We start from the raw sequence: 25,494 nt of genomic DNA, 5'->3' as shown, positions 1-25,494 counted from the left end.
AACATCACATCTCCTCGTTAACTGCTTCACACAGTCTGTTATTTTGAGATATATCAATCAATTAGTCTTATAGTTCCCGTTTTAAGAATGATCCGCTTCCCGGTTCCACCATGATTTCGTCATTTGAGAAAGCAATCTTCCCGCTTTTTACGACAGTTGTTGGCCATCCTTTAATAGTTTGTCCTTCAAAAAGAGAAAAATCACCGTAAGAAAACAGATTTTTACTCTCAACAGTCTTGGAATTGTCAAGGTCAAGAATAACGATATCAGCATCGCTGCCCACTGCTATGACACCTTTTTGAGGATAAAGGCCAAAAATCTTGGCAGGATTTATGGTTGCTTTTGTGATAATGGTTTCAATATCAATACCCCGGTTGTGGTATCCTTCGTTGATCATTGCAGGAAAATGGGTTTGAAGAATGGGGTAACCGGGCATTGCGCCCAGCATTCCGTTTTCCTCCTGCTTTACTTCCAGGGTCATACTGACATTATCTGTTCCAAGGGAATCGATTGTGTCATTCTTTACGGCATCCCACAGTCCGTCATTATCAGACTTGTCTCTGAGAGGAGGAAGCATTTTGCCCTTTAATCCGAATTCGCCATGTTTGTTCACGGTAAGATAGGCTGACGTTGTTTCACCAAAAACCCTTGCACCCTCGTTTGCTTTTATCTTTGTCAGGCGATCGGCCCCATCCTTGGTGGAGATATGAACAATATACAATCGATTTCCTGCCTTCTCAGCAAGATAACACGCACGGATGATGGCCTCTTCTTCTGCCATATCAGGTCCTGTTTTTGCCCAGTCCACAAGTGTTCCTTCAGGTGTTTGGGCAGATACCTTATCAAAGGCAACATCAATAAGGGACTGATCTTCACAATGAACACATGCGATCGCCTTATCACCAAATTCTGCTACTTTTTTAAATCCCTCATAAATAAATCCATCGCTGACATTTGGGAAAACGCCCTTAACGCCTGCCATGTAGAATTTAAAAGAAGTAATGCCAAATTTCTCGTAATATGACTTCATTTCAGACATCTGCTCTTCTGTAAAAATGGCCAGATGCATAAACAGATCAACGGAAGACTTGGCCTCAATTACATCAATCAGCTCTCCCACCTGACCCAGATAGGACTGATCACCGCCCATGAACACACCACAGGTGGTTACGCCGCCGGCCAGGGCAGCTCTGGTCTCATGCTCACATTCATGGGCAAAATCGTTGAAAATTCCAAGGTGAATATGGGGATCAATCACACCCGGCATGACAATGTTTCCAGCGGCATCCAGAACTTCTTTTGAATCTGAAAGATTATTTTCAAGTGCCACAATTTTTCCATCTTTTATTCCTACTTCAAGATCAAGAAATCCTTTTTCAGGAATAAATACTTTTCCATTCTTTATGATTAAATCCAACATCTATGAACCTCCTTATTTATTTTTTTGTAAAAACATGAACGCAATAAGAAAAAATAACCAAGCTGCTATTTTTCAAATTCCTTCCATTTATAATCAATGAGTTCAGTCAATACCCCGTTCATTTTTTTCGGATGAATAAAGGAGAATTCACAGTCACGAAATGGCCTTGCGCCACCAATAAACGGATAATCTTTTTCTTTAAGTTCAGCCATGGATTCTCTAGTGTTATCAACATTAAAACTTATGAGCATTACCCCTTCGCCCCTTTTTTCGATAAATTTGGCCACGTCTCCATCCGGTGTTGTGGACTCCATAAGTTCAAAACCAACTTCACCGACCCAGTATCGTGCAACTTTAATTTTTTCCGGCTCATCAATATATTCATCGTCTGGTTTTGTTTTTCCAAGAACCGGTTCCCACACCTTGCGTGCTTCATCAAGATTTTTAACTGCTATACATATGTGATCAATTTTATTTGTTTCCAATTTGCCTCCTCAGATCTAAGTTGGTTTTCATATTTTTCTCAAATGACATGTGTCTTGGCTTTACTCTTACAAGTAGTATGCCAAAGTGATTGTTTGTGATGTAAGCGCCTTATATTTTAAGTTATTTTTAAGAATAGCGATAAAATATAACTACAATCAGAACACAAAGCTCCTGAAAAACAGGAGTCTTGTATTCTGATTATTAAATTTTTTACTCCTGAAAAACAGGAGCGATTTTAAAAAAGATCCAAAACAGTATTTGGGAGAGAATAAAAAGGGGGGGTATTTCCGATTATTTAAAATCGGAAAGAGAGACACCATGCTTTTGCATTAAAAAATAATGTTTTTTGCCTGAGTTCAAGAGCTGTTCACTAAATCATTTGTATAAAGTTGCCGCTTCAAAAAAATGGCGGGCATTCAGTTTCCCTGCAAAAGTAACAAAATGCCCGCACTTGAATCAAATCATGATAATGTTTATCTCGAAGGATATGCCATCTTCAGGCTATCTACCTTGAAATAGTCCGGCGTCAGACCTGTGTTGAACTTGGGATCGGTCACAGCGTATCCGGTGCTGTGAATTTTCTGCATATCAACGTGGTTCATGACCACTGCAACGAAGATGCCGTTTTTATTCGGTGCATACTGGAACTGGGAGAAAAGATATAATTTCCCTTCCTTATCGTACCACTCCCCGTAATAGGGCACCCAGGTTTTGGAATCCGTATAAAGTATGACTTTGGAAAAGGGAAAGTCTGGATCCTTTGGCGTCAATTCATTTATATACACTTGTACTTTCTGGTAGTAATCATTGGGGCCTGACAGATGCTTGCCATGAATCCAGGAACCTTTGGGATCACCGTTATGTACGAACAGCATCTCTTTTTTGCCCATCAGCTTGCAATTATATTTGCTGGGGTTGCCGTTGAAGACATCAAAGTTTTCCCACATAAGATCCTGGCCTCCTGGAAGCCGGTCGGTTCTCTGAGCCGCTGAGAGGCGGCGTACGCGCCGAAGTGCCGGCAAATACAGCCAAAATGAATCGTCCATTTCCGGGTCATCGTACTGGGTGATCACCGACAAAGTTCCCCGCATTTCATAGGGATGAGCATTGGCGTACGCATCAATGCGCCGTTCATTATTGGGGCTTTTATACAGGGGTTTTGGCGATTTTTCCAGCCTGCCGTCAAAATACATAAGGTTGCCGTCGGAAGTCTGGTATCTGACCTGACCGCCGCGGTTGGTAATGATAGTTACAGCCGAGAGTATCCGGTCATCCTCCCTGAAATGTTGTTTAAAGTTCCATAACGCCTCAATCCCATCCTTAGGCTCGGGAAAAGGGACTCCCGCTGTGTAATTTATAAGCCATCCTTTGTCAATCTTGGCAGTATCCTTGTATTCTTTTGTGGCTTTTACAAAACGGTCCCATAGATAACCTTTATTTTCTCTATAAGCTGTAACATTGATCCGCCTTGGACCCCATATATCCGGATTTTTCAAAATTATGTACATGGACGGAGGTATCATATCCTTGATTTTATCTACATCCTCGGCTTCCCATCCATAGGCTTCAATCACATCCTGGTTAAACAGTTCTTCATCATACTTCATGTTCCCAGGTTTCCATTCCGAGTAGGTATCCTTCCAGGGATAGTGCCATCCTGCCCCTTCCATAGGTTCCCTCATACCAGCGTTGGCAAAAGAAATAAATCCCAGCGTTACAATGAAACAGCCCAAAAAGATAAACCCTTTCTTCATAATCATTACCTCCAAAATAAAATTTGTCTTGTTAAAAGCAAAAAAAATACTGAAAAATCAGCACTTATCATCACTAAAAGCTCCATTTAGCCTTTAGGTACACCTGATCGTTACGCTTAACAGGACCAAAATATAGCCCAGCCTGGTTGTCGTTTCCCCATATTTTGAGAATTCCAGCTGTAACGCTGAAAGTAAAGGTGGGCTTGTATGTAATATTACCGTCAAAAAAACCGCTGCCTGAAGTAAAAAAATGTACTCCGAGTAATTCAGGAATAATTTTTCCTTCATAATACTCGGTATTGATCAAAAGGGAACCGATCGTCTGCCAGGTTTCAGCATCATTATCTCCCAAAAAAGTGAGATATTTGTCCGAATCCAGATCCAATATCCATTTGTTGAACCACTGACCGCTGAAATAAAAGGACTTGGTTCGGTTGAGAGAGGGGATCATTACATTTTTATCAAAACCCAACATGATGGCAAAGGTATCGCTTTCTGCATATTCAGTGACAGGTGCAAAGCCTTTGCCGTCATTTGACCCAAGGTTGGTACCATAAGGCTGGTCGATTACATAGGCTGCTTCTCCACGAAACACCGTTTCAAGAGCTGAGCAATACATATTAAAAGTTCCGCCGATATTTATAATATTGGGGTATTCATACTTGAATGGATAATTTGCAGGATCCAGAGCTGCACCGGGATCCAGAGTGGCTACTCCGATCTGATCCCTCTGATAATAGCCGAAAAGTGTAGTGTCCCACTGACCAAATTTCCCTTTGATTCTAAGACCGCCCTGTCCGTTACCCAGGTCGTTGTCCGGCAGATCGTCTTGCATTTGATTAAAAATGGTAGTACCTACAACATCGGGCAAACCAAAACCGCCGCTGTAAAGGGACCAGTTGCCACCCGGAGCCGCATACTGATGGGGTCTGAAGTCCGCCGGCACCCATACCACCTCAAAACCGAGATTGTGCTTGGACTGTGGTACATTATACACCACATCAAGCATGTGCAGGGGAACACGAATTTCTTCCCATGCTGGAAATGACCAGTTCCAGCTCAAATCCAGAGGATTTATAACGTCTGCGAGCCGCATGGCGTCCGCCTCACCCCAGGCAATCTGCTGTCTGCCCGCCTTGATGATGAAATTTCCTGCCATTTTGGTTAGATAGTATTCCCGGAAATCCCAGTCCTGCTCCATATCTTTAGTATGGGGGCCAGGCTGTGTTGTTAGGTCTTTTGGATACTGATTAACGTCGTCATCAAGACCGTAAACCCCCTCATGCCATCCTCTGGCAATTGCATTGAACCGCAATTCATCGCTAAATTTTGCTGAAAAATCAAGAAATAATTCAGTTCTAGCCGTGGACAAATCCCCTTTCTCATTCCCGGACGCTAATGGTCCGGAATTGGTCGGATTGATGCTGTCTTCCATACGCACACCAATAGTGTGGCGTATATAGCCGCCAAGCTGATAATTACCTTCGGAATCGATCGTAACTGCACCAATATTGGACACGACCGTCAATGAGACAATTGAAATCAGACCCATCATTGCAAACAACAAACATTTCCTTTTCATTATCTTTTTTCTCCTATCATGGTCATAGCCCCGGTAAAACCGGGGGCTTGATTGTTAACCGCTCAAAGCGGCATCAAAAAACGCCTAAAGGCGCACGTTAATAAAACAACCCTATCTGTTCATAGCGTCTGTCTTCATAATCCTGATGACGGATATACGAACGGACGACTTGCTCATCTATTCAAACAGTGGAGAAGAAACAGCCTCTTGCCCGGAATTTCTCGCTGCTATAGTTTCTCTTTTAAAAAGAAACTGCGGTTTTATAATTTTAACCATAGCGGGAAGCAGGAGCAGGCTCCCCAGAAGATGAAATATGGTGACAATAGACAAAAGCAACCCCATCTCAGCCTGGAATTTGATGTCTGAAAAATTCCAGAATACTACACCAGCAATGATAACAATTCCCGTGAGTACAATAGCATTTCCCGCCGTGCCGATGGCTTCTTTTAAAGCATCATCCAAATTTCCTTTTATAGCGTATTCTTCACGGATTCTGCTTAAAAGATAAATCCCGTAATCCACTCCAATACCGATGGCGATTATTGATACAGGGAGCGTTTGAAGATTTATGGCTATGTCCTGGATTGCCATGTACGCAAAGGTAAACCAGGATGCCAGAGAAAGAGGTATTACCAGAAGCAGTCCCGCAAGAAATGAACGAAATATGATGCCTGTAACAATGCCGGTTAGCAGCAATGCCACTCCCAGGGTGGTGGTTTCATGCACCATGATAGAGTCATTGAATGCCGCAATAACACCAACGCGGCCCCCTGCCAGTTTGAACTCGGCAAGGTCGGTCTTATGGGTAGATATAAACTCTCTCGCAGTTGCAAGAAGTTTATTGATGACCTCTGGCTTGTGGTTTTCAACGTACAATGTGATATTGAGATTCTTGAAATCAAAATCATAATAGGTATCGTAATCGCCAGGCTCGGCACCGCCACTGGTCAGCAGATGAAGGTTGGCGTAAACTCCCCTGGCAGAGTCGGGCAGCATGAAATATTTGGGGTTATTTTCCCAGAAGGCCATGTTAATGCCTTTAACCAAATTCACAATAGAAAGAGTGCATGTCACCTCCGGAATCTTTGCCATGCAGGCCTGGAATTGATCCACCAGTTTCAGCAGTTCCGGTTGTTTGATGGCACCCTCTTGCTTTCCTTCCACCACCACAAGCATAGGGTTCATACTGCCGGGAAGGCGTTCAGCCATAAATTTCACATCTTGGTTATACTGGGATGAATCTTTTAAAATGGGAGTTCCTTCATTAACATTGCCCACCTTAATGTCCATATTCAGATAAAAGGCAATCACAGCAAAAACTAAAAAAACGCATACAATGCCCCAGGATGCACCTGGCCGGCAGTTGATCTCCCCGATTTTTTTCAGCAGGAAAGATTCCATAAAGCCGTTTCGTCTTTGTTCTCTCCATTTTTTAGCATTTTTCATTCTAGGGAGATAGAGATTGATCACAGGGTTTAAGACAAGAACAACCGGTATCATGGACAGACACCAGAGAAACATAAACAGACCCAGTTTATTCATCAGAGGAATTGGAATCATGGAAATAAGAAAAATACCCATGCTGTCCGTAAGTATGCCGCCAAGACCCGGAAAAAAAAGGCCTTTGATGGTTATTATGCAGCTTTCTCTAAGGTTGCCTGTAGACGCATATTCTTCGTTGACCCGCCTGTTGAACTGGATGGAATGGCTCAGGGCAGTGGCACTGATCAATAAAGGAATTACCAGGATCAACGGGTCCAGGTTGAAGTGCAGCAATTGTATAAAGCCAAGCCCCCAGATTGCACAAATACAGGCAGAAGTCATGGGTATCAGAATCAAACGCAGACTTCGCGTGTACAAAAAGGCGATCAAAAGCATGGCAACAATGGTTATCACGAAAAACATGCCGGTCTGGGGCAGATATGAGAATATGACCCCGTAAAGGTAAGGATCTCCCACAATGTGAATTTTTGTATTTTCATCCTCAAAGCGGGTTTTAAGCTTTTGCAACTCCTTATAAATTAGACGAGGTTGCAGTTTGTCTTCAAAAAAACCCATTTTAAGCAAGGCTACTTTGGCATCCAGGCTCACCAGGTTTCCGTAATAGGTTGGGTTGCTGTAGACATCCGCTTTGAGCTGATCAATCCCTTCTTTTGTTTTGGGTGCTTCCGGAAATAAGATAGAGGGGCTTGATATGCCCCAGGAGGTAATCTTGGCATTTCTTACTTTGTTAACGCCAAGGGACATCACTTTTGTTCGGTCAACACTGGGAAGAAAATAAAGATCATTGCTGAAATCAATGATTTTCTGAAGGGTTTTTTGCGTAAAAATATCCCCGTTTTTGACCTCCAACCCGACAATCACACTATTGGTTCCGCCAAACTTGGGATGCTTTTTAATGAGTTTCACAAAGGGGTGGTTTTGTGGCAACAGATCCGGAAAAAATGTTTTAATTGGGATCTGCAGCGCATTGTACAAAAAAAAACTCGTGGCTATAAACATCAATATGGCGATCAATAACCTGCGATTAACAATAAAATGTGCAATCTTCTCTATCATCAGTCAACGCCTCTCATTTCTTGGTATATTTTATGATTTTTTGTCAGTTTGTCTTCATTGGCAGTACTTTTTTATTTCGTCCCGGACTGGTTGCCAGGAAACCAAGTTTTACCTCCGTCAAGAGTATGCAAGAGAGTGCCAACACTGCCGACAAGCCAGCCGGTTTTTTCATCGACAAAAACACAATCATTGAGCCACGCCCGTGTCGGAACTCTGTGGGTTTCATCATTCCACATACCTTTACCAAGCATTCCATATGCTCCTTTAAGCCCGATGACCCAGCCATTGTTTCTAACAACCTGAATGCACATTAGGTTTTCCGTTATGGATGATTTGATTGCAGTCCATGTTTTACCACTGTCTACTGTCTTCAAGATAGAACCATCCATGCCGGCGATCCAGCCATTTGTTCGGTCATTAAAACAAACGCTGAACAGAGTTTTTTCTCCCAGAGGGTTCTTTTGTTCCATCCAGTTGAGACCGCCGTCTTCAGTATAAAGGATGGTTCCAAATTCCCCTACGATCCAGCCATGTTCAGTATCGTTGAAATAGATGTTGTTATAAATTTTGTCTGTTTTTTCATTCTGGACATGCCAATTTCGGCCTCCATCAGAGGTATGGAGGATGGTTCCAAAATCCCCCACTGCCCAGCCTTTTTCTGCATTCTTGAAAGTAAGGCTGAACAAGTGTTGTTTGGTACCGCTCGTTTGCACCTGCCATGTTTTGCCACCGTCCCGGGTATGGGCAATCTGACCGTTTTGACCACAGACCCAGCCTTTTTGGGCGTTAACAAAGGAAACGCTGTACAGGTTGCCATGAAGATCGGATTCTTGAACGTCCCATTCATAATTTTCCGGGTTCAGACGACAGATCATGCCATTGCTGCCCACTGCCCATACATCTCCGCTCGGCAGGGGACAAACACTGTAAAAATTATAAAAATAAGTTTTATTCCACAAAAATTTTCTGGCCTCCACAGTATCTGCAAACCCACTGAAAAAAACACTCAGCATCAATACTGCAACAATGTACTTTAGGTGTTTCATCATTACCTCCATCTCCTTTGTTGATTAAATACCCCTCAAAAGAAGGGAAGATTAAAAAAAATATTTGCTCAATACAGGTAAGCTTATAATACCTGCAAATCCAGCTCCCACACATCCATGTTTAATCAGTTCCTTGGGAACAATAGCAAAAGGCCTAACCCTACTGCAGCTGCCTTTTTCCATTTTTATAGTAATGTCCGTATTCACAAAAGGTTGTATGATTAAGTGTTTTTGCAGGTGCTGAAATGGTCTCCCCATCAAAAAACAGCAGGTTTGTACGCATTAATAAATGGTCTTGTCTGTAAGGCCGAGATATCTGTAAGCCGCATTCAATCCTGCAACAAAAGAAACCCGATTTCTTTTTGTGGAACGATTCATGGATAAGATATCTTTAATGCTATATGCCCTGTTCTCAAAAGCGTCTGTAAATCCCTGTCCTTTTACCTGAAGAAAATCAGCCTCAACCATGAATTTTTTGCCCTTGATAATGGGGTAATAGTCGTGTTTATGTCTTCCTATAGCCTGTCTGGGCAAAAGCCTTTTGCATTTTATGTTGATGGATTCATTAACAAGATTGTGGGAAATTACCTTTTCTTCCAAATCGTTTCTCAAGGTGTCATATATAGTTGTACTATACATTTGTTTCTCCTTATTCATGACGTTGTGTTTTTGAGAGTACGGTTTTTATTGCCATAGTCCAAAGCTGGTAAAGGTATGAACAGGCAATCAATGCCAATATAATGCCAAACAGTTGTTTGAGGAAAAAACACGGCAGTAGACCGGATATGGCAGAACCAATAACAGCCCCTGCAAGAGACGGGAGAAATAACGCTTTATAGGACTTGAAATCCAGTTGTTCAAGTTTGTGGTGCATGAGAGTGGCGGATATCGTTAAAAAAAACATTGTGGTTAAAGACAGGCAGATAGCTTCGTGTATGTTAAAATTCATCACAATCACAAAAAAAGGGACAATGAGCAGTCCGCACCCAATCCCCAGCCATGTGGCAATTATGCCGATAAAAATTCCGAACGTCATGATAAAAAGGGCTTCATGGGTCCAGGAGATTTCATTCAGGCTTGAAAACATTAAAAAAGGTAAATCAACAAGTTTTAAGATTCGAAAACTTGCAATGAGAAGAAAAATGGTAAAAATCCATTTGAGCCATTGGTTGTTCCATTTATGAATAAATTTTGAACCTATAATTGTACCAATGATACACATGGGAATAAAAACAAGAAAATATTTATAAGAAGGGGGACTGGAAAAAAAAAACAGGTGAGATGCTCCACCCACAAACGTGATGGGGATAATGGTTGCAAGTGAAAGACCTGCGGACCGTTTGAAATCAAATTTAAAAATCGATATAAAAGCAGAAATAAATATGGTGCCTCCGCCAATACCGATACCGGTACTGAACAGAGCAACAACAAACCCCAGTAGGTGCAGCACCCGTTTATGATAAAATTCAGGGATACTTATTTTTAACATAATAATAGTACTCCTTATAAACATCGTCGGGTTCTGTTTTTACAAAGACCAGTTCCCACACTTTACATGCTTCATCAAAATCTTTAACTGCTATAGGGATATGATCAATTTTATTTGTTTCCAACTATAAGTCATTGATTCCCCGTAATAAGTTGGTTTTTATGTTTCTCTTCAATTGCATAATTGGCTTTACTCCTACAAGTAGTATGCCAAAATAGTTGCTTATTGTATAAATATCTGAAATTTTAAGCTATTTTTGAAAATATAGCTTAAAATGAAGGTGCAATCAGAATACAAAGCTCCTGAAAAACAGGAGCTTTGTATTTATAAATATTAGATTTTTACTCCTGAAAAACAGGAATGATTTTTAGAAAAATAAGTGATCCCAATGTCAAAACAGATTTTGACATTTTTTAAACTACATTTGCTTGCAGAAAATAAAAAAGTGGATATTTTCAATTATTTAAAATCGGATAGGGAGATACCATGCTTTTGCATTAAAAAATAGAGTCGGGACTGGGATAATCCGGTAATTTTACAGGCATCCTTGGCATGCCCTCCAGACAGCTTGCAGATCCTTAAAAGATAATGTTTTTCCCCTGCGTTCAGGAGTTGTTCACGAAACCGTTTATAGGTGCCGACAGATTCATCCGGCATGGCAGAAACTTCTGAAATACTGTTCTCAATCAATGTTTGATGGGTATACTTTTTTAGACCGGATCTTGCGATTCTTGTGCGCATTTTTACAGGAAGATGCTGAGGAAAAAGAATCGGCTGCTCTCCGGCAGCTGCCATGGCACTGTCTATTGTATTCAATAATTCGCGAACGTTACCAGGCCATTTATAAGAATTTATAACTTCAAAAAAATCAGGAGAAAACCCTTTTATCGGGATTTCCATTTTTTCACATTGTCTGACAACATGATACATGGATAATTCGGATATATCTTCCGAACGGTCCCTTAATGGGGGGGTATGAATTAAAAAGGAGCGAATCCGGTATAGAAGATCTTCACGGAACTTGTTTTCCGTCACCATTTTTTCAAGCTGCCTGTTGGTGGCAGAGATCAGCCTGAAGTCACTTTCCTTTTCATACCTGCTGCCCAAAGGACGATATATTCTCTCCTGAAGTACTCGCAAAAAAGCCTTTTGCATGGATATGGGAAGTTCTCCCACTTCATCCAGAAACAATGTCCCTTTATTGGCCTGTTCGACAAGACCGATCTGTTTTTTGTCAGCACCTGTAAATACGCCTTTTTCGTGTCCAAACAACAATCCTTCAACCAGAGATTCAGGGATAGCGCTGCAGTCAACAACGATAAACGGTTCATTGGATCGCTGGCTGTTTTCATGGATAGCCCTGGCCATCAACTCCTTTCCAGTTCCGGTTTCTCCCTGGATCAAAACGCTGATATCACTGCTTGACGCCTGGGCCAATTGGTCCAGACACGATTTCATTTCAGCACTGCTGCCGATAATACCATCCCTTTTCAGGATCATCCTGGTATTGTTGTTACATTTCTCTTTTCTGTATTCCAGTGCTCGAATGATCGGCAGGGTAATGGCCTCAATTGAACTTGGTTTTTCAATGTAATCCCAGGCCCCCCATTCAATGGCAAGTTCGGCACCATCCGGATTTCCGGAACCGGTAATAATGATAATTTCCGGAGGATAGTCAAGTTCCTGAAACCGGTGGATCGCCTCTATACCATTACCATCAGGCAATTGGACGTCCAGTAAAATCACATCAAATCCTCTGGAAAATGCCATACTAATCCCATCTTCCAAAGTTAGTGTAAATACACTATTGTGGCCTAACCGCTTAATTTTCCGTGAAAGAAAATCACAAAACACCCTATCATCGTCTATGATTAACACATTGGCCATTAATTTAAACCCCTTTTTCTCTGGTTTGATCCAATACCCGGCGGATGGTTTCAGCCAGGTCTTTCTTGATGACAGGCTTATGCAGCATGGCTTTTACCCCGATCTTTTCAGCTTCTTTTAATGATAATTCATCACCAAATCCTGTACACAGGATAATCGGTATTTCCGGACACAAATTGACTATTTTTTCAGAAAGCATCAAGCCTGTTATTTCGGGCATGGTCTTATCTGTAATGACCATATCAAAAAAATTTGGATTTTTTTGGAATGTTTCCCATGCGATCCGGCTGTCAGAAAATGCTGTAACCCGATAGCCCAATCGCTGTAGTGTCTGTTTTCCAAACTTGATTAACGGGATCTCATCATCAACCAGCAGGATGTGCTCCGTGCCGCCGGATATGGGTTTGTCATCCTTTACAGCCAACGGATCATCTGCTTTTAAAAGGGGTAGAAATATATGGATGGCGGTTCCTTTTCCAGGTTCGCTGTAGACCTTTATATTCCCTTTATGATCTTTCACAATACCATGCACTACTGCCAGTCCCAAACCGGTTCCCTCTCCACGGGGCTTGGTTGTAAAGAAAGGGTCGAATATTTTATCGATAAGTTTTTCAGGGATACCATGTCCGGTATCAGTCACTTTCAATTTTAAATATGACCCCGATTTCAGGTCTGAAAACTCCATCAAAGACTTTTTATCAAAATCGATTTGATCAAGGGTGACGGTCAGGGTTCCCCCTTTCTCACCCATTGCATGGGCTGAGTTGGTACAAAGATTCATTAGAATCTGATGAATCTTAACTGGATCTGCAAGCACCATATCCTTTTTGATTAAAATATTTTCCTTAACATCAATCGTCTTCTGGAGGGTTGACCTGAGCAGCTTAATAACCTCCTTGATCAGGGAAGTTATCTTCACCGGCTTCATCTTATGTTTGCCCTGACGGCTGAACAAAAGAATTTGTTCCACCAGTTCTTTTGCCCGGAAAGCGGATTGTAAAACCTGATCAATGGAATATCTTACTGGGTCACCTTCTTTGATATCTTCAAGCGCCAGTTCAGAAAAACCGATAATTGCACCAAGAATATTGTTAAAGTCATGGGCGATACCACCGGCAAGCGTACCGATAGCCTCCATTTTCTGGGCCTGGTGCAATTGTTTCTCCAGCTTTACCCTTTCCTTTTGACCTTGTTTTTTGTCGGTTATGTCTCTTCCTTCCGCACACAGATAGATGATCCTGCCATCATCACCCAGAATCGGTTTAAGTGACGTATCAATATGGTGCAGATTGCCGGAAGGATCTATATGGGTGGTTTCGAATGAAATGTATTCACCCAAAGCAGCCTTTTTAATTGCCTGAAGTATTTTTTTTTGCTCCTTTGCAGAGTGAGTCCACCAGGGAGTCTCCCAAAAGAGTTTGTCAATCACATCTGCTTCTTTGGCTTTTATAAATTCAAGGGCGACCCGATTTACTGTCAACAAGTTACCTTTCAAAGAAAGCAACCCCATGAACTGGAAGGTCTGGTCAAACATCGTCCGCAGTCTCATTTCTCTGTCCCGAAGCATTTCCTCGGCCAGTTTGCTGTCAGTGATATCCGAGTGAGTTCCTATTATCCGTTGGATTCTGCCTTTTTCATCCCACTCCATTGCTGCACCACGACTTAATATCCAATGATACCCATTTTTTTTCGACCGTATCCGGAACTCGTGTTTGAACGAGCTTTGTCGTTTTTGAAGGAAATCCTTTACAACCGTCTCAGCAGCTAATTTGTCTTCCGGATGTAATAAATCAGCCCAAGTGTTATAATTATGGGGGAACTTGTCAGGTTCATATCCCAACATTGTAAAAAAAGTTGGGCTGAAGTAGGTTTCATTGGTCACAGGATACCACTCGTAAAATCCGGTATTCGTGCCTTCAAGCGCTAAACGAAGCCTTTCTTCGTTCTTGCGAAGTTCCTCTTCGGCAATCTTACGCCTGGTGATGTCCCTTATAGTTCCTTCGACTCCCAAAATATTACCATTTTGATCTGTGAATAATTGAGAATTCGAAGAAGCCCACCAGATTGACCCGTCTTTATGTTTGAACTGGACTTCATAATCTGAAATATGTCCCCATTTTTTAAGGATTGCCATGACTTTTTTTCTTTCTTCCGGATATAAATACATATCAGCTATATTTGATCCGATCGCCTCTTCTACGGTATAGCCGGTTAAGCGCTGAACCGCCTTGGATAGAAATATTAAATAGCCATCTATGCTTGATCTATAACTAATATCTGATGTATTATCAATGAGTTCTCTGTATTTTTCTTCGCTTTCCTTCAGCAATCTTTCTGCGTGCTTGCGCTCTGTAATATCAATACCAATTAAAATTGTGCCTTCTACTTTTCCATTTTGTTTGATTGCATTATTACTCCATAAAATAATTCGTTCCCTGCCATCTTTTGTTTGAATTTTATATTCAGACAATTTGGGCAGGCTTTCATTCATAAAGTTATTAAACAAATGCCCTGCAGCTTGATCACTTTTCCCGGGGACTAAAATATTGAACAAGTTTTTACCTTCAAATTCTGACGTGAGATATCCGGTTAACTTCTCAACTGCAGAATTCAACAATGTAACATTGCCTTGGGTATCAAACCCCAAAATCAGAACATTCGCTGTTTTGATCAGGTTATCTCTGAATTTTTTTGTTTTTGAACGCTTTATTTCCGACAATTTGGTTTTTCTTCTTTGGACAAGTAAAAAACCGATCAGTATTGCCTCGCTTATGCAAATCAAAAAAACAATGAGGATTTGTTTTTTATAGGTATCCCAGACAGACATCTCCTTGAATTTGATCCTACTGCCTGATGGGAGATTCTGTTCCTTTATACCCCAGCGCTGAAGCTGTCTCCAGTTAAACATGTGAGTGTTGGGTATTGTAATTAAAGAAGGAGACTCTATTTGCCCATTTAAGATTTGTTTTCCTTTTTCAGCCATATTTCGACCCAGCGAAACAAAGCTGCTTAAACATCCACCTGTCATCCGGTGTTCCAAAAGAATATCCCAAAGGCCGTATACAGGTGCATTTGATACATCACTGATCATTTTTAAAGCGTCCGTTGAGATAATGGGTTTGCCATCACCATCCTCCGACATAACCAGATATAAGACAATGGTATCAGATGAAAGGTTGTGAACTTTTATTAGAATCTTTTCCATTGAAAAGTTTGATAATGAGGTTACTGAAATTTGATCAGGAATAGTGTCAATGGCCTGTTTTGCCCTTTCCTCCAGTAATTGTCCAAGCTGTGTTTTATCAGAAACAATGACCATATGTTGTGCATCCGGTTGAATTTTCATGGCTGCTTTTATGGTGCCGTCAATACTGACATTCATGGCAAACCCAGATGTATTGGCTGGAAGTTTTTTGGGCTTGTCAAACCCTTCGTCAATCAAGCCATAAACAATGGGCACACCTGGGAACAGATCTTTACATTCACTTTGTATAAAGTCAAAAGCGGGTTTCATTATTGTAATGATCAAATCAAATTTGAGATGGTTATATTTTAAATAAAATGATTCTTTTAAAGTGTTTTTATATTTTTCTCCAATGAAGCGGGACAGATCTAATTGTTCATTAAAATAAATTATATTGCTATTATCCGTATTCAGCTCAGATCGTATGGTCTGTTCCACTATATTATACGCCGGCATGCCATATTCATATGAAAAAACGATGAGTATATTTTTCTTTTTTGCTTCGGAACTGTTTGAAAATGATGTGAACAATAATACAAAAAAGAAACAAAGAGGTATCCACAATTTATATCTATCCAAATATGTATTCAACAAACAAATGGGATATTGCATACCCTTTATCTCCCTGGATAGAATTTTTAATATGTATTAAAAAAAGCTATCAGAATGAAAGAGGGGATCGCTTTCATTCTGATCTTATTGAAACATTGTTGTTATTCAAAATTCAAAAAGCGTTTTATACAAGTATATATTTTTAAGACTTTCAATTCCCAACACATTTTGAAAATTATTGAATAGTCTTTTTGTAAAAAATCATAGTGCCTATGTTTATAATGTTTGTCAATGTCAAGAAAATTTTACTGAAGGTCGCTGGAAAATCATAATAACTGGAAACGACGTGAGCTGTCGATTTTCAAATCAGATATCGGGGAAAAGTTTATCAGTGTTTTTTATTCTTTGCCAGACGGATAACGGCATTTTTTATCTTTTTTAAACCATGTTTTTTTAACAAGGACTCCAACCCTATTTTCATTTCTTCCCACTTTACTTCATCTTGCTCTTGAACTTCCTCTTCTCTTGTTGAATAGGTCAAGGCGTCACGACTGCAAATTTGAACACACATGGGTATTTGTTCCGGATTTTCCCCACACATGTCGCACTTGAGGGGAAGATCGGAATCAGGTTCTTTAAAGACATCTCTGGCGGAACAGATAGTACTGCAGAAGCTGCACTCACTATATTCTTTCCCGTTGATTATATACCTGGATCTGCCTTTACATTCGGTTTTAGTGAAATTACTGGAGCGAATTGCAACCCATTCATCATTTATCTCATTGATTACCATCCGTATCCTGGAGCGGCTCGGGTTAAAGCTACTGTATTTTGGTTTGCTGTGGAATGCTGCACAGGCTATCTCACAGGCGCGACACCCATTGCATTTGTCCGGATCTATTTTTATTTCTTTGATAACTTTTTTTACTGAATCACTCATTGCAGTTGTCACCTCCCGGGTTATTTGTTTTTGAGGTTATAATCAGTCAAAGTGAAATTTTCAGCCTGACGGACAGTCAAAACGGCTTCTTTTTTTCTTCCCTCTGAATAACACGATTGATCTATATAACAATTATTTTCATTGCCTTTAAGGATTCCTTTTTTGATAAATTCCTTGGCTATATAATCCAGGCCTAGTTTATCCAATGTTGCTTTGGTAGGAATTCCCTCTTTGGTCCACCCCTTAAATTTGTAGTACTCACCAAGAAGCTCCTGTTCCTTTTTTGGCTCCCTGACTTTCCAGTGATCTGCAGGCGGTTTTTCATCGGCTCTTTTCAAACCTCTACTGATGTTAATGGCCCTGACAAGGTTCCGATTTCTTCTGGTCGCTTGCCACAGGTCGTCAGCATCCAGATTCATACCGGTCGCCAGGTTTATGAATGTTGGTATGTTGTAGATGTGGTATGCGGAGCCTCCGCCGAACTGGCCTCGAAATGACGAACAGAAAGCGCAGAAACCAATGGCGTCATCAACATAGTGCATAGTCTCATTCCAGTCGCAAATGTTAATAGAGGCTTCTAATGATGGATGTGTTCTTGGCTCCCATTCCATGAAGAATTTTTTAAACCTTTCAGGTGCTGATATCCAACCGTCTGCAAATTCTTGTCTTTCCGTAATATTTTTAATGGCATCCTGTGGGAAGGAACCCTCTGTCTGATTAATCGCCATCTTGTCGCTGGTGCAATACATAAGATAATACGGATGATTCACTTTTCCCAGCTTGAGTGGTATCTGCTCAAATTTTTTCATTGTATTATGGTCATACACTTCAGCGCCATTGCCAATCTGACGGGCTGCCGCATAGACTCCATTTGCCAGAACATCCCCAATTCCTTCCCTCCGGACAAGCATTTCAAGCAGATAGTAAAACCTCTCACCACTATCTTCAGGAAAATCAGGCAGGTCTTTGTCTGTTAGAATGCCAGCTTCGTAAAGTTCAATTGCAAAGGCTATGGTTTGTGGTGCGGCATAACTGTCCAGACCGTACTCCTGGGTTAGAGCAAGTATATCAAAGGTAAAGGGAAGGTCTTGAAAAGCTGCCATATGCCAGGTGCCTTTTCCAAAGCATTTTAAAATGTATCTTTGCCGTCCGGGTGGCTTGACCACGAGATGGCAGTTCTTAGGACAATTATAGCAGCCTTGCAAACGGTCGCGGATCTCCAGAGTGTAATCCTTCCATCTGTCTTCTAACTCCTGGTTCCAAAAGCCTTTTCTCCGTATGCGCGCATTGCCCCAGGCAAAATTGTCATGGTGAAAAGCGTCATTCCACTCAATTGCCATAAGATCCCCGTTAAACGGGCTGGCATGTATATCCTGGCTGTGTTTAAGGCATGACTTGAACAACTCATCAGGATTGAAAACCTGAAAATCTTTTGTGCCGCGCACTGCTATGGCTTTCAACCTTTTATCCCCCATAATCACGCCGACTCCTCGAGATGCGCTGGCGTTAGAATGTTCTATGGTGGACATAAAAAGTCTGTTTTCTCCGGCAAGACCGATTGCAGCCACTTGAATTCTGGGATCTTTCAACTCTTCTTTGATAGCCCATGCGGTTTCTTGAGCTCCTTTTCCCTTAAGATGAGAGGCGTCCCGTATTTCTACTTTGTCATTATGTATCCACAAATAAACCAAATTTTGTGCTTTGCCTTGAATGATGATTTTATCGTAGCCGGCATGTTTAAGTTCCGGTCCGAAATAGCCTCCAAAAATCGAATGAGAAAAAAAGTTCGTCTGGGGAGAAATAGTATTTACCATAGTACGGTTGCAGGCCGGAACAGGAGTCCCGACTAAAAGACCCGCGCTGAATATGAGTAAATTTTCAGGAGAAAAGGCCTCTGTTTCGGGACTCACTCTGTCCCATATTATCCTGGCAGCAGTACCATTGCCACCCAGATGAAGCCTTGTCAATTGGTGATCTGTTTCTACCCGCTCAATTTCGCCTTCAGTCAAATTGATTTCCAAATTGTAGCCTGTCTCTCCATATCTCATAATGCACCTCCTGACAGCCCTCGTCGTTCTTCGCGGTTTTTGATGAATTCAGCGACTTTCACTGTCTGCTGTTGTTGATTCCATCAATTCAAATCTCATCTTTCCCAAAAAAATCTTGCTTGTAAGAAAAAAATATTTACCCAGGTAATTTATATGAAATAACTTTTAACCTTCTGAAATTAAAAATCTTAGTTGTTTTTTTGGGGAAAAAGTTCCTTTATTATTCAGTCACTATTGTAAAATACCTAATAGCATTAACTAATATAGCGGTCAATGATTTTTTTTCGAAAAAATACTGTATAATAATAACAATAATTTATTGGCTATATTATATAAATAAGCTTTTATTTTAATTATTTAAAAATAATAATATTTATTTGAAAATGATTTCTGTTTTATCCTAATCTTATTATGAAAGCACTATGATCATGGGTTGACCTTATAATTCCGATTATTTTTATATGCAAGGCTGCTGCTCTGTGTGATAATTACAGATTGATTTAAAATTCTTTAACCATCCTTAATTATAACTATTATCATAATGTTCAAAAGTTATTTGAACTTAGATAAATAATTTTTGTTGTCTAAGCTTTTATTTTAACCACTACATATTATGTAGAGAACATAATCATACTTATTGTTTTGGGGTGAGATTTTTTTACCAAAGGCTATTTTCAGGTGCTTGTTATTTTATGAGCTTTATAATCGGTTAGATTTTGTTGCTTCTGTTAATAATTTATATTATCATTAAGTAATATAGAAAGATGGTTTGTGTTTGTATTTTTTTTGTAAGTTGCTTTAATAATAGTAAAAATAATATTTATTGCGGGTAAATTTATTATAAATTCTTTTTGACATTCAAAAAAAATATTCTTGAATGTGTTTATTCTAAGTGGTATTTAGTTTATAGGACTCATTTTAAAAATGCACTAAATGTTGCACACAAAACAAAATTAAGAAAAGCTTTGATAAAAAGGGTTGTTATTGGCAACAAACACCACCATGAAATAGCAAGTGAGTTTGGTACGAATTATAATTTTTTAGGGAAGGTTCAATACATATTTTAAAATAAAAATCTTGTTGAATTTTATTGTTTAAATGTTATTAATCTTTATATGAAAGAACTTCTAAGCTGTTGGAATAAAGCCTCTTTCATTTTTTGTTGTGGCAGATTGATCTGCCATGGCAGTTAGTGACATTGGCTTTTTTTTCAAAAGTTGAGATAATGATGGCTAAACATTTGCAGGATGTTGCAATTGAATTTTTTTGAGGGCAAACTGGTAACTCTATGAAGAAAGAGAAAGTTTTAAAAAAAAAAGTAAAAAGAAAAACCGGGAAGCAAAGTAGCTCGGATACAAGAATGCAAATAATTGAAGCTGCAAAAAAACTTTTTGCCGATAAAGGCTTTCATCAGACAACCGTTGTTGATATTTCAAAAAGCATTGGCCTTTCCGAAGCAGCTCTATATGAATATTTCAAAGGAAAAGAAGATCTTCTACTTGAGATACCGGATTTGTGGATTTCCGAACTTTTAGAAGATCTTGAAAACCATCTTTTTGGGATAAAGGGAGCAGAAAACAAACTGAGAAAATATTTATGGTGGTATTTAAGAAGAATAGAACTTTCTCCATTAGATGCAAAAGTAGTCTATCTGAATTTAAAAACTAATGCAAAATTTCTTAAAACGGACGTATATTTAAATGTCAAAACTCTTTATTATTACCCTGTTTCTATCATTTCTGAAGGCATAAAAAATGGAGAACTCAGAGCAGACCTTGATCCTCAGGCTGCTCGTGATATTTTTATCAGCACAATGGATCATCTGGTTACATGTTGGCTCTTAAATGATATGTCATATCCTCTATTTGAAAACATTGAAACAATTTTCAGTATTATTGTTAATGGGTTCAGATGTGAGTAGCCCGTATCAGTGATGTCCGGTTTTTACTTGTTTTTATTTTTTGACTATAAGTTAATAATTCATATTGGCATCGGCTATGCATCGGCTGCAAACATGAAAATCCAGGACCAGTTGGTAAAACATCTGAGTTTTAAAAGCTATGCCTATCTTCTGCGCGGAATCAGTCAGCCCTGATTCTTTTTAACACAGGCAGGTATCCGATCCCTTATTTTTTTTCAGGAGTGGTTGCCTAATATCACGAATACAACACTCCTGTTTTTCAGGAGTGTTATGTCCTGATCGCAATATCATTACGCAACGTGCTGATTTTATAGTTAAAGAAATGTCTTAAATCCATTGGTAAACTTTTTTCAATAATAAAATATAGATGATCGCATGGTTGATCACAACAAAACATTAATTTATTCCTTACAAAAGGAGTTTCAGACTTATGCATCGTTGTTATAAGTTCATTGGGGGATAAAAACAGAGATTCCTGTTTTTCAAGAACAAGAATTTAACATTTATTAACAAAAACTCCTGTTTTTCAGGAGTTTTTGTTTTTTTTCACTATCTTTTTCCTGCTCATACAAATAAACATCTGAATTTATAAGTAATTTTATTTTTTTTGCCCATTGGCAGGCTTTTTGCTAACTTTAATCGCCATGTCCGTCAAATAGAACTATTAGGAGGTATATTATGAGATATGGAGAGACAGGCATTAATTTGGAAGTAGATTTGACTGTGGGCAATATTGAGCGGGTAGAAACAGATCCCGAAGTAACCAGGCTTCATCTGGGTGGTAATGGCTCTGCCGCCAGGTTGATATGGGATCGAGTGAGTCCGGAGACCGATGCCTTTTCTCCCGATAATTTGCTTATATTCAGCACAGGCCTTTTTGACGGTACTCCTATCCCAGCAGCCAATCGAACGATGGTCGATACCATTTCTCCTCAGACGAACATGTTTTCCAATTCGATTTTTGGAGGTTATTTTGGGCCGGAACTCAAACATGCCGGCTACGATAAGATCGTCCTTCGAGGCAAATCACAAGATTTGGTATATTTGTGGATACACAATGACAAAGTGGAACTGCGGGACGCCTCTCACCTTAAGGGAATGGGGGCTCAGGAAACCGCACATGCTATTAAAGATGAGTTAAATGATCGTGATATTCAAGTGGCCGCAATCGGCCTTGCCGGTGAAAACAGGCTTTTCATGGCCTCCATAGAACATTATAACGGATCTGCATCTCGCGGCGTAGGTGTGGTTATGGGGGATAAAAGGCTGAAGGCGATCGCAGTGCGTGGCACAAAAGATTTTCAAGTTGCCAACCCCGAAGAGATGTTCAAATTATGTCTCCAACACTATCAGGATATAAATGAAAGTCCGTTTAACGGGGATCTCATGGCAATTGAGTGGAACGATGCCTGGCACCATAACAATTTTGCCTGGGGCAATGCACGCACAAGGAGAAAAGATTTCTGGCATCAGGAGCAAGAAGACAGGTGGAAGGATTACACTCTGAAAATCCGCGACCGGTTGCAAGGCTGCTACAATTGTCCTAAAAACTGTCATCTTGTGGTCAAGCCACCCGGACGGCAAAGGTACATGTTAAAATGCTTCGGCAAAGGCACCTGGCATATGGCGGCTTTTGAAGAGCTTCCTTTTACCTTCGACATAATGGCCCTAAGCCAGGAATACGGTGTGGACAGCTATGCCGCACCACAAGCCTTAGCTTTCGCCATCGAACTTTATGAAGCAGGCATTTTAACCGACAAAGACCTGCCTGATTTTCCGGAAAAATCTGCCGACAGGTTTTACTATCTGCTTGAGAAGCTTGTCCGGAGAGAAGGAGTAGGGGATATTCTGGCCAATGGGGTATATCGGGCAGCCCGTCAGATCGGCAATGGTGCCGAAGAATATGATCATAACACAATGAAAAAGTTCGAGCAGATACCTCTCAAGCTGGGCAAAGTGAATTATCCGTATTATCTCATGTATTGCACCAGCGACAAGATGGCGATCAATCAGACCGAGGGCTCTTATCCGCAGGATCCAATTAAAGAACCTGCAGAGAGAAAGGAGTTTACCGACGAATGGATGTCGGCACCCGAGAGGTTTAAAAAATTCTTCCAGGAATGGGAGCCACGCACACATCCATCATTTGAAGCGGCTATTAACATATGTGATTGGAACGAAACCATGCACTACGTTGATGACTCCCTTGGCCTTTGCGCATTCTGTTCATCATTTAGAGGTCAATTCGGTGGCGGTTCCGCATACAACATCTACAACATACCCACTTTTATTAAATTGGCGACCGGGATCGAAATGGATGCCGATGATTTATGGCAAGTAGCCAGAAGAAACCGGAATCTTGTCAGGGCCATCAATATGAGCAGAGGACTGAAAAGAGCCGACGAGAAGCCACCTGCAGATCACTGGAAGAAAAGGGAGCCGGAAAATGAGCAGAAGCTTCTTGACGGATACTACACATTCAAGGGGTGGACCAACGAAGGCGTTCCCACCAAATTAACATTGGACAAATTAGGCCTGGGTGATGTCGCCGATGAACTCATCAAGAGGGGACTCATTAAGGGCGATGAAGATATTTGCTACAAGGATCAATCATGTTACTCAGAAGGAAGACCAAAAAATGCAGAAGTGAGTTTCCGTAAAGCTGAAAATTTCACTCTAACTGAGTACAATATCAAGAATAAATAGTCCGGGAGGTGAAAACAGCAATGAGTAAACCGGCAAAAAAAATAATCAAAGAAATAAAAGTAGACCCGAGCAAATGCAATGGGTGTCGCGCCTGTGAGAAGGCCTGTGCTGCATTTCACGCCATACCGAAATACAGTAGCTTTAACCCGGCCCGCTCCCGGATCAAGGTGGTAATTGATGAAAGAAACGATCAATGGGTGCCGGTTCGAGCCGGCGGCTATACGCAAGCCGAATGTAACGGCCGGAATCATTATGTGATCGACGGCAAGGAGTATTCGGAATGCGCTTTCTGTCCGGCTTCCTGCCCGTCGAGGAGTTGGTTCAAAGAACCCGATTCGGGTCTTCCTCTCAAATGCGACATGTGTGAAGATGTGCCTCCACTTTCTGAGCCGATGTGTGTTCAGATATGCGCACGTGACTGCTTGACCTATTCGGAAAGGGAAGTGGCAGTGGCAGAGGAAGAAACGCAGGAAGCAGATAATCAGATGGAGTTGAAGACAGCTTACGAGTCACTCGTGAAGAAACACGGGCAAAAGAAGGTCGTGGATACTTTTTCTCGATTATCAAAGCGTTAACCACTTAAGTTGAAAGAAGAGGATTAATAAATACAGTGGAAACAGTCGCCCCCTTCAAAGAAGTCATAGAAGAAATAAAAGAGGCCAGTGGAGAAGCCTTCAGGTTTTGCTTTCAGTGCGGACTATGCGACACGGTTTGCCCCTGGAACCGGGTCAGGCAGTTCAGTATCCGAAAAATCATCCGTGAGGCCACGTTTGGCTTAACGGAGATAGAAGGCGAAGATATATGGAGATGTACGACCTGTGGCAGATGCCCTGATCGGTGTCCGCGAGGCGTCAAACAGGTAGAGGTCGGCATGTCTTTGCGCCGGATAGCTTCGGAATATGAGGTGTTTCCGGCGTCGGTCAAGTCGGCCCGTACCGCGAGAGCAAGCCTTATTTCCGAAGGCAACCCCTTGCAGTTTGATAGAAATAAACGGGGGGATTGGGCAAAAGATCTTGGCGTCAAACCGTTCACAAAGGACATGGAAGCGCTGTATTTTGTCGGCTGCTATCTCAGCTTTGATCCGAGAATGAAAAAAATCGCCACAGCCACGGCCAATATCCTTAAAAAAGCAAGAGTGAATTTTGGCATATTGGGCGCTAAAGAAAGCTGCTGCGGCGAAAGCATCCGAAAAATCGGCAGTGAGGACGTATTTCAAAGCCTGGCCAAGGAAAACATCAAGACCTTTATCGACAATGGTGTGAAGAAGATTATCGTTTCTTCTCCCCATTGCTACCACACGTTTAAAAATGAATACCCCGAGTTTATGGTGAACTTTGAAGTCGTTCATATCACTCAGTATTTATCAGAGCTGATTGAAACGGGACGGCTTGAATTGTCAGGTGAGTTCGGGAAGAAAGTTACATATCATGACCCGTGTTACCTGGGGCGGCACAATAAAATATATGATGAGCCTCGCAATGTTTTAAAGGCAGTATCCGGGTTGGAATTGGTTGAGATGGCAGATTGGGGCAAAGACAGCCTTTGCTGCGGCGGGGGTGGCGGCCGAATCTGGATGGACACTCCCAAGGAAGAGCGGTTCTCCGACCTCAGATTGGTCCAGGCCAAGAAAGCTGGGGCAAAGGTGCTGGCAACGGCCTGCCCCTATTGCATCACCAATTTTGAGGAAAGCATGTTAAACCTGGAATATGACGACGTCTTAGAGGTTAAAGACATCACGGAAATTATTCAGGAAATGATTTAGAAAACCGTAGAATTCTTAGAAGGACAAAAAAAGTGGAAAAAGAAACGGTTGAAGGGCTGCCTGTTAACAGTCCTGAAAAAAACAATCTAATAGATGTG

General features: G+C 41.0%; 16 protein-coding genes. 4 read left to right on the top strand and 12 right to left on the bottom strand.

Annotated elements, in window-relative coordinates:
* Positions 1-67: 67 nt before the first annotated feature.
* The 12 genes from TOL2_RS22045 to TOL2_RS21990 all read right to left on the bottom strand — a co-directional run bounded on the left by TOL2_RS22045 (position 68) and on the right by TOL2_RS21990 (position 19,007).
* Positions 68-1,420, bottom strand: coding sequence for a dihydroorotase (locus TOL2_RS22045; RefSeq protein WP_014959492.1), 1,353 nt, complete (start codon positions 1,418-1,420; stop codon positions 68-70).
* A 65-nt stretch (positions 1,421-1,485) separates the two neighbouring features.
* Positions 1,486-1,905 (bottom strand): VOC family protein, encoded by a 420-nt coding sequence (locus TOL2_RS22040; RefSeq protein ID WP_014959491.1) that lies wholly within the window; start codon positions 1,903-1,905, stop codon positions 1,486-1,488.
* Between the two features lie 474 nt (positions 1,906-2,379).
* The gene (locus TOL2_RS22035) at positions 2,380-3,660 is read right to left on the bottom strand and encodes a DUF1329 domain-containing protein (protein WP_014959490.1); all 1,281 of its coding nucleotides are present in this window, start codon (positions 3,658-3,660) and stop codon (positions 2,380-2,382) included.
* 73 nt (positions 3,661-3,733) lie between these two features.
* Positions 3,734-5,242: a DUF1302 family protein gene (locus TOL2_RS22030; RefSeq protein ID WP_014959489.1), complete on the bottom strand. Its 1,509-nt coding sequence runs from the start codon at positions 5,240-5,242 to the stop codon at positions 3,734-3,736.
* Between the two features lie 177 nt (positions 5,243-5,419).
* Positions 5,420-7,801: an efflux RND transporter permease subunit gene (locus TOL2_RS22025; protein WP_014959488.1), complete on the bottom strand. Its 2,382-nt coding sequence runs from the start codon at positions 7,799-7,801 to the stop codon at positions 5,420-5,422.
* 71 nt (positions 7,802-7,872) lie between these two features.
* The gene (locus TOL2_RS23925; RefSeq protein ID WP_014959487.1) at positions 7,873-8,850 is read right to left on the bottom strand and encodes a WD40/YVTN/BNR-like repeat-containing protein; all 978 of its coding nucleotides are present in this window, start codon (positions 8,848-8,850) and stop codon (positions 7,873-7,875) included.
* 279 nt (positions 8,851-9,129) lie between these two features.
* Positions 9,130-9,486 (bottom strand): hypothetical protein, encoded by a 357-nt coding sequence (locus tag TOL2_RS22015; RefSeq protein ID WP_014959486.1) that lies wholly within the window; start codon positions 9,484-9,486, stop codon positions 9,130-9,132.
* 10 nt (positions 9,487-9,496) lie between these two features.
* A complete protein-coding gene (locus TOL2_RS22010) occupies positions 9,497-10,336 on the bottom strand; it encodes a sulfite exporter TauE/SafE family protein (protein WP_014959485.1) in 840 nt (279 codons plus the stop codon).
* 459 nt (positions 10,337-10,795) lie between these two features.
* Positions 10,796-12,223 (bottom strand): sigma-54-dependent transcriptional regulator, encoded by a 1,428-nt coding sequence (locus tag TOL2_RS22005; RefSeq protein ID WP_014959484.1) that lies wholly within the window; start codon positions 12,221-12,223, stop codon positions 10,796-10,798.
* Between the two features lie 4 nt (positions 12,224-12,227).
* Positions 12,228-15,923, bottom strand: coding sequence for a PAS domain S-box protein (locus TOL2_RS23920; RefSeq protein WP_158406162.1), 3,696 nt, complete (start codon positions 15,921-15,923; stop codon positions 12,228-12,230).
* Positions 15,924-16,407: 484 nt separating this feature from the next.
* Entirely contained in the window at positions 16,408-16,959 is a 552-nt protein-coding gene (locus TOL2_RS21995) for a 4Fe-4S binding protein (protein ID WP_014959482.1), read from the bottom strand.
* A gap of 20 nt (positions 16,960-16,979) precedes the next feature.
* Positions 16,980-19,007 carry an aldehyde ferredoxin oxidoreductase N-terminal domain-containing protein gene (locus tag TOL2_RS21990; RefSeq protein WP_014959481.1) on the bottom strand — a complete coding sequence of 676 codons (2,028 nt, stop codon included), beginning with the start codon at positions 19,005-19,007 and terminating at the stop codon, positions 16,980-16,982.
* Positions 19,008-20,295: 1,288 nt separating this feature from the next.
* Between TOL2_RS21990 and TOL2_RS21985 the strand changes: the two genes are divergently transcribed.
* The 4 genes from TOL2_RS21985 to TOL2_RS21970 all read left to right on the top strand — a co-directional run bounded on the left by TOL2_RS21985 (position 20,296) and on the right by TOL2_RS21970 (position 25,396).
* On the top strand, positions 20,296-20,928 hold the full coding sequence (locus TOL2_RS21985; protein WP_041279681.1) for a TetR/AcrR family transcriptional regulator: 633 nt from the start codon (positions 20,296-20,298) through the stop codon (positions 20,926-20,928).
* A 678-nt stretch (positions 20,929-21,606) separates the two neighbouring features.
* Positions 21,607-23,634, top strand: a complete 2,028-nt coding sequence (locus TOL2_RS21980) for an aldehyde ferredoxin oxidoreductase N-terminal domain-containing protein (protein ID WP_014959479.1) — start codon at positions 21,607-21,609, stop codon at positions 23,632-23,634.
* Positions 23,635-23,654: 20 nt separating this feature from the next.
* The gene (locus tag TOL2_RS21975; RefSeq protein ID WP_014959478.1) at positions 23,655-24,209 is read left to right on the top strand and encodes a 4Fe-4S binding protein; all 555 of its coding nucleotides are present in this window, start codon (positions 23,655-23,657) and stop codon (positions 24,207-24,209) included.
* Between the two features lie 35 nt (positions 24,210-24,244).
* The gene (locus TOL2_RS21970; RefSeq protein WP_014959477.1) at positions 24,245-25,396 is read left to right on the top strand and encodes a (Fe-S)-binding protein; all 1,152 of its coding nucleotides are present in this window, start codon (positions 24,245-24,247) and stop codon (positions 25,394-25,396) included.
* Positions 25,397-25,494 lie beyond the last annotated feature (98 nt).

This window comes from Desulfobacula toluolica Tol2 (assembly GCF_000307105.1).
Lineage (GTDB): Bacteria > Desulfobacterota > Desulfobacteria > Desulfobacterales > Desulfobacteraceae > Desulfobacula > Desulfobacula toluolica.
This window is presented reverse-complemented; position numbering and strand designations above follow the sequence as displayed.

Bases quoted from the DNA above. Each gene is read 5' to 3' on its own strand.
- TOL2_RS22045 (WP_014959492.1), bottom strand. From the start codon at position 1,420: ATGTTGGATTTAATCATAAAGAATGGAAAAGTATTTATTCCTGAAAAA.
- TOL2_RS22035 (WP_014959490.1), bottom strand. From the start codon at position 3,660: ATGAAGAAAGGGTTTATCTTTTTGGGCTGTTTCATTGTAACGCTGGGA.
- TOL2_RS22030 (WP_014959489.1), bottom strand. From the start codon at position 5,242: ATGAAAAGGAAATGTTTGTTGTTTGCAATGATGGGTCTGATTTCAATT.
- TOL2_RS22025 (WP_014959488.1), bottom strand. From the start codon at position 7,801: ATGATAGAGAAGATTGCACATTTTATTGTTAATCGCAGGTTATTGATC.
- TOL2_RS23925 (WP_014959487.1), bottom strand. From the start codon at position 8,850: ATGATGAAACACCTAAAGTACATTGTTGCAGTATTGATGCTGAGTGTT.
- TOL2_RS22015 (WP_014959486.1), bottom strand. From the start codon at position 9,486: ATGTATAGTACAACTATATATGACACCTTGAGAAACGATTTGGAAGAA.
- TOL2_RS22010 (WP_014959485.1), bottom strand. From the start codon at position 10,336: ATGTTAAAAATAAGTATCCCTGAATTTTATCATAAACGGGTGCTGCAC.
- TOL2_RS22005 (WP_014959484.1), bottom strand. From the start codon at position 12,223: ATGGCCAATGTGTTAATCATAGACGATGATAGGGTGTTTTGTGATTTT.
- TOL2_RS23920 (WP_158406162.1), bottom strand. From the start codon at position 15,923: ATGCCGGCGTATAATATAGTGGAACAGACCATACGATCTGAGCTGAAT.
- TOL2_RS21995 (WP_014959482.1), bottom strand. From the start codon at position 16,959: ATGAGTGATTCAGTAAAAAAAGTTATCAAAGAAATAAAAATAGATCCG.
- TOL2_RS21990 (WP_014959481.1), bottom strand. From the start codon at position 19,007: ATGAGATATGGAGAGACAGGCTACAATTTGGAAATCAATTTGACTGAA.
- TOL2_RS21985 (WP_041279681.1), top strand. From the start codon at position 20,296: ATGAAGAAAGAGAAAGTTTTAAAAAAAAAAGTAAAAAGAAAAACCGGG.
- TOL2_RS21980 (WP_014959479.1), top strand. From the start codon at position 21,607: ATGAGATATGGAGAGACAGGCATTAATTTGGAAGTAGATTTGACTGTG.
- TOL2_RS21975 (WP_014959478.1), top strand. From the start codon at position 23,655: ATGAGTAAACCGGCAAAAAAAATAATCAAAGAAATAAAAGTAGACCCG.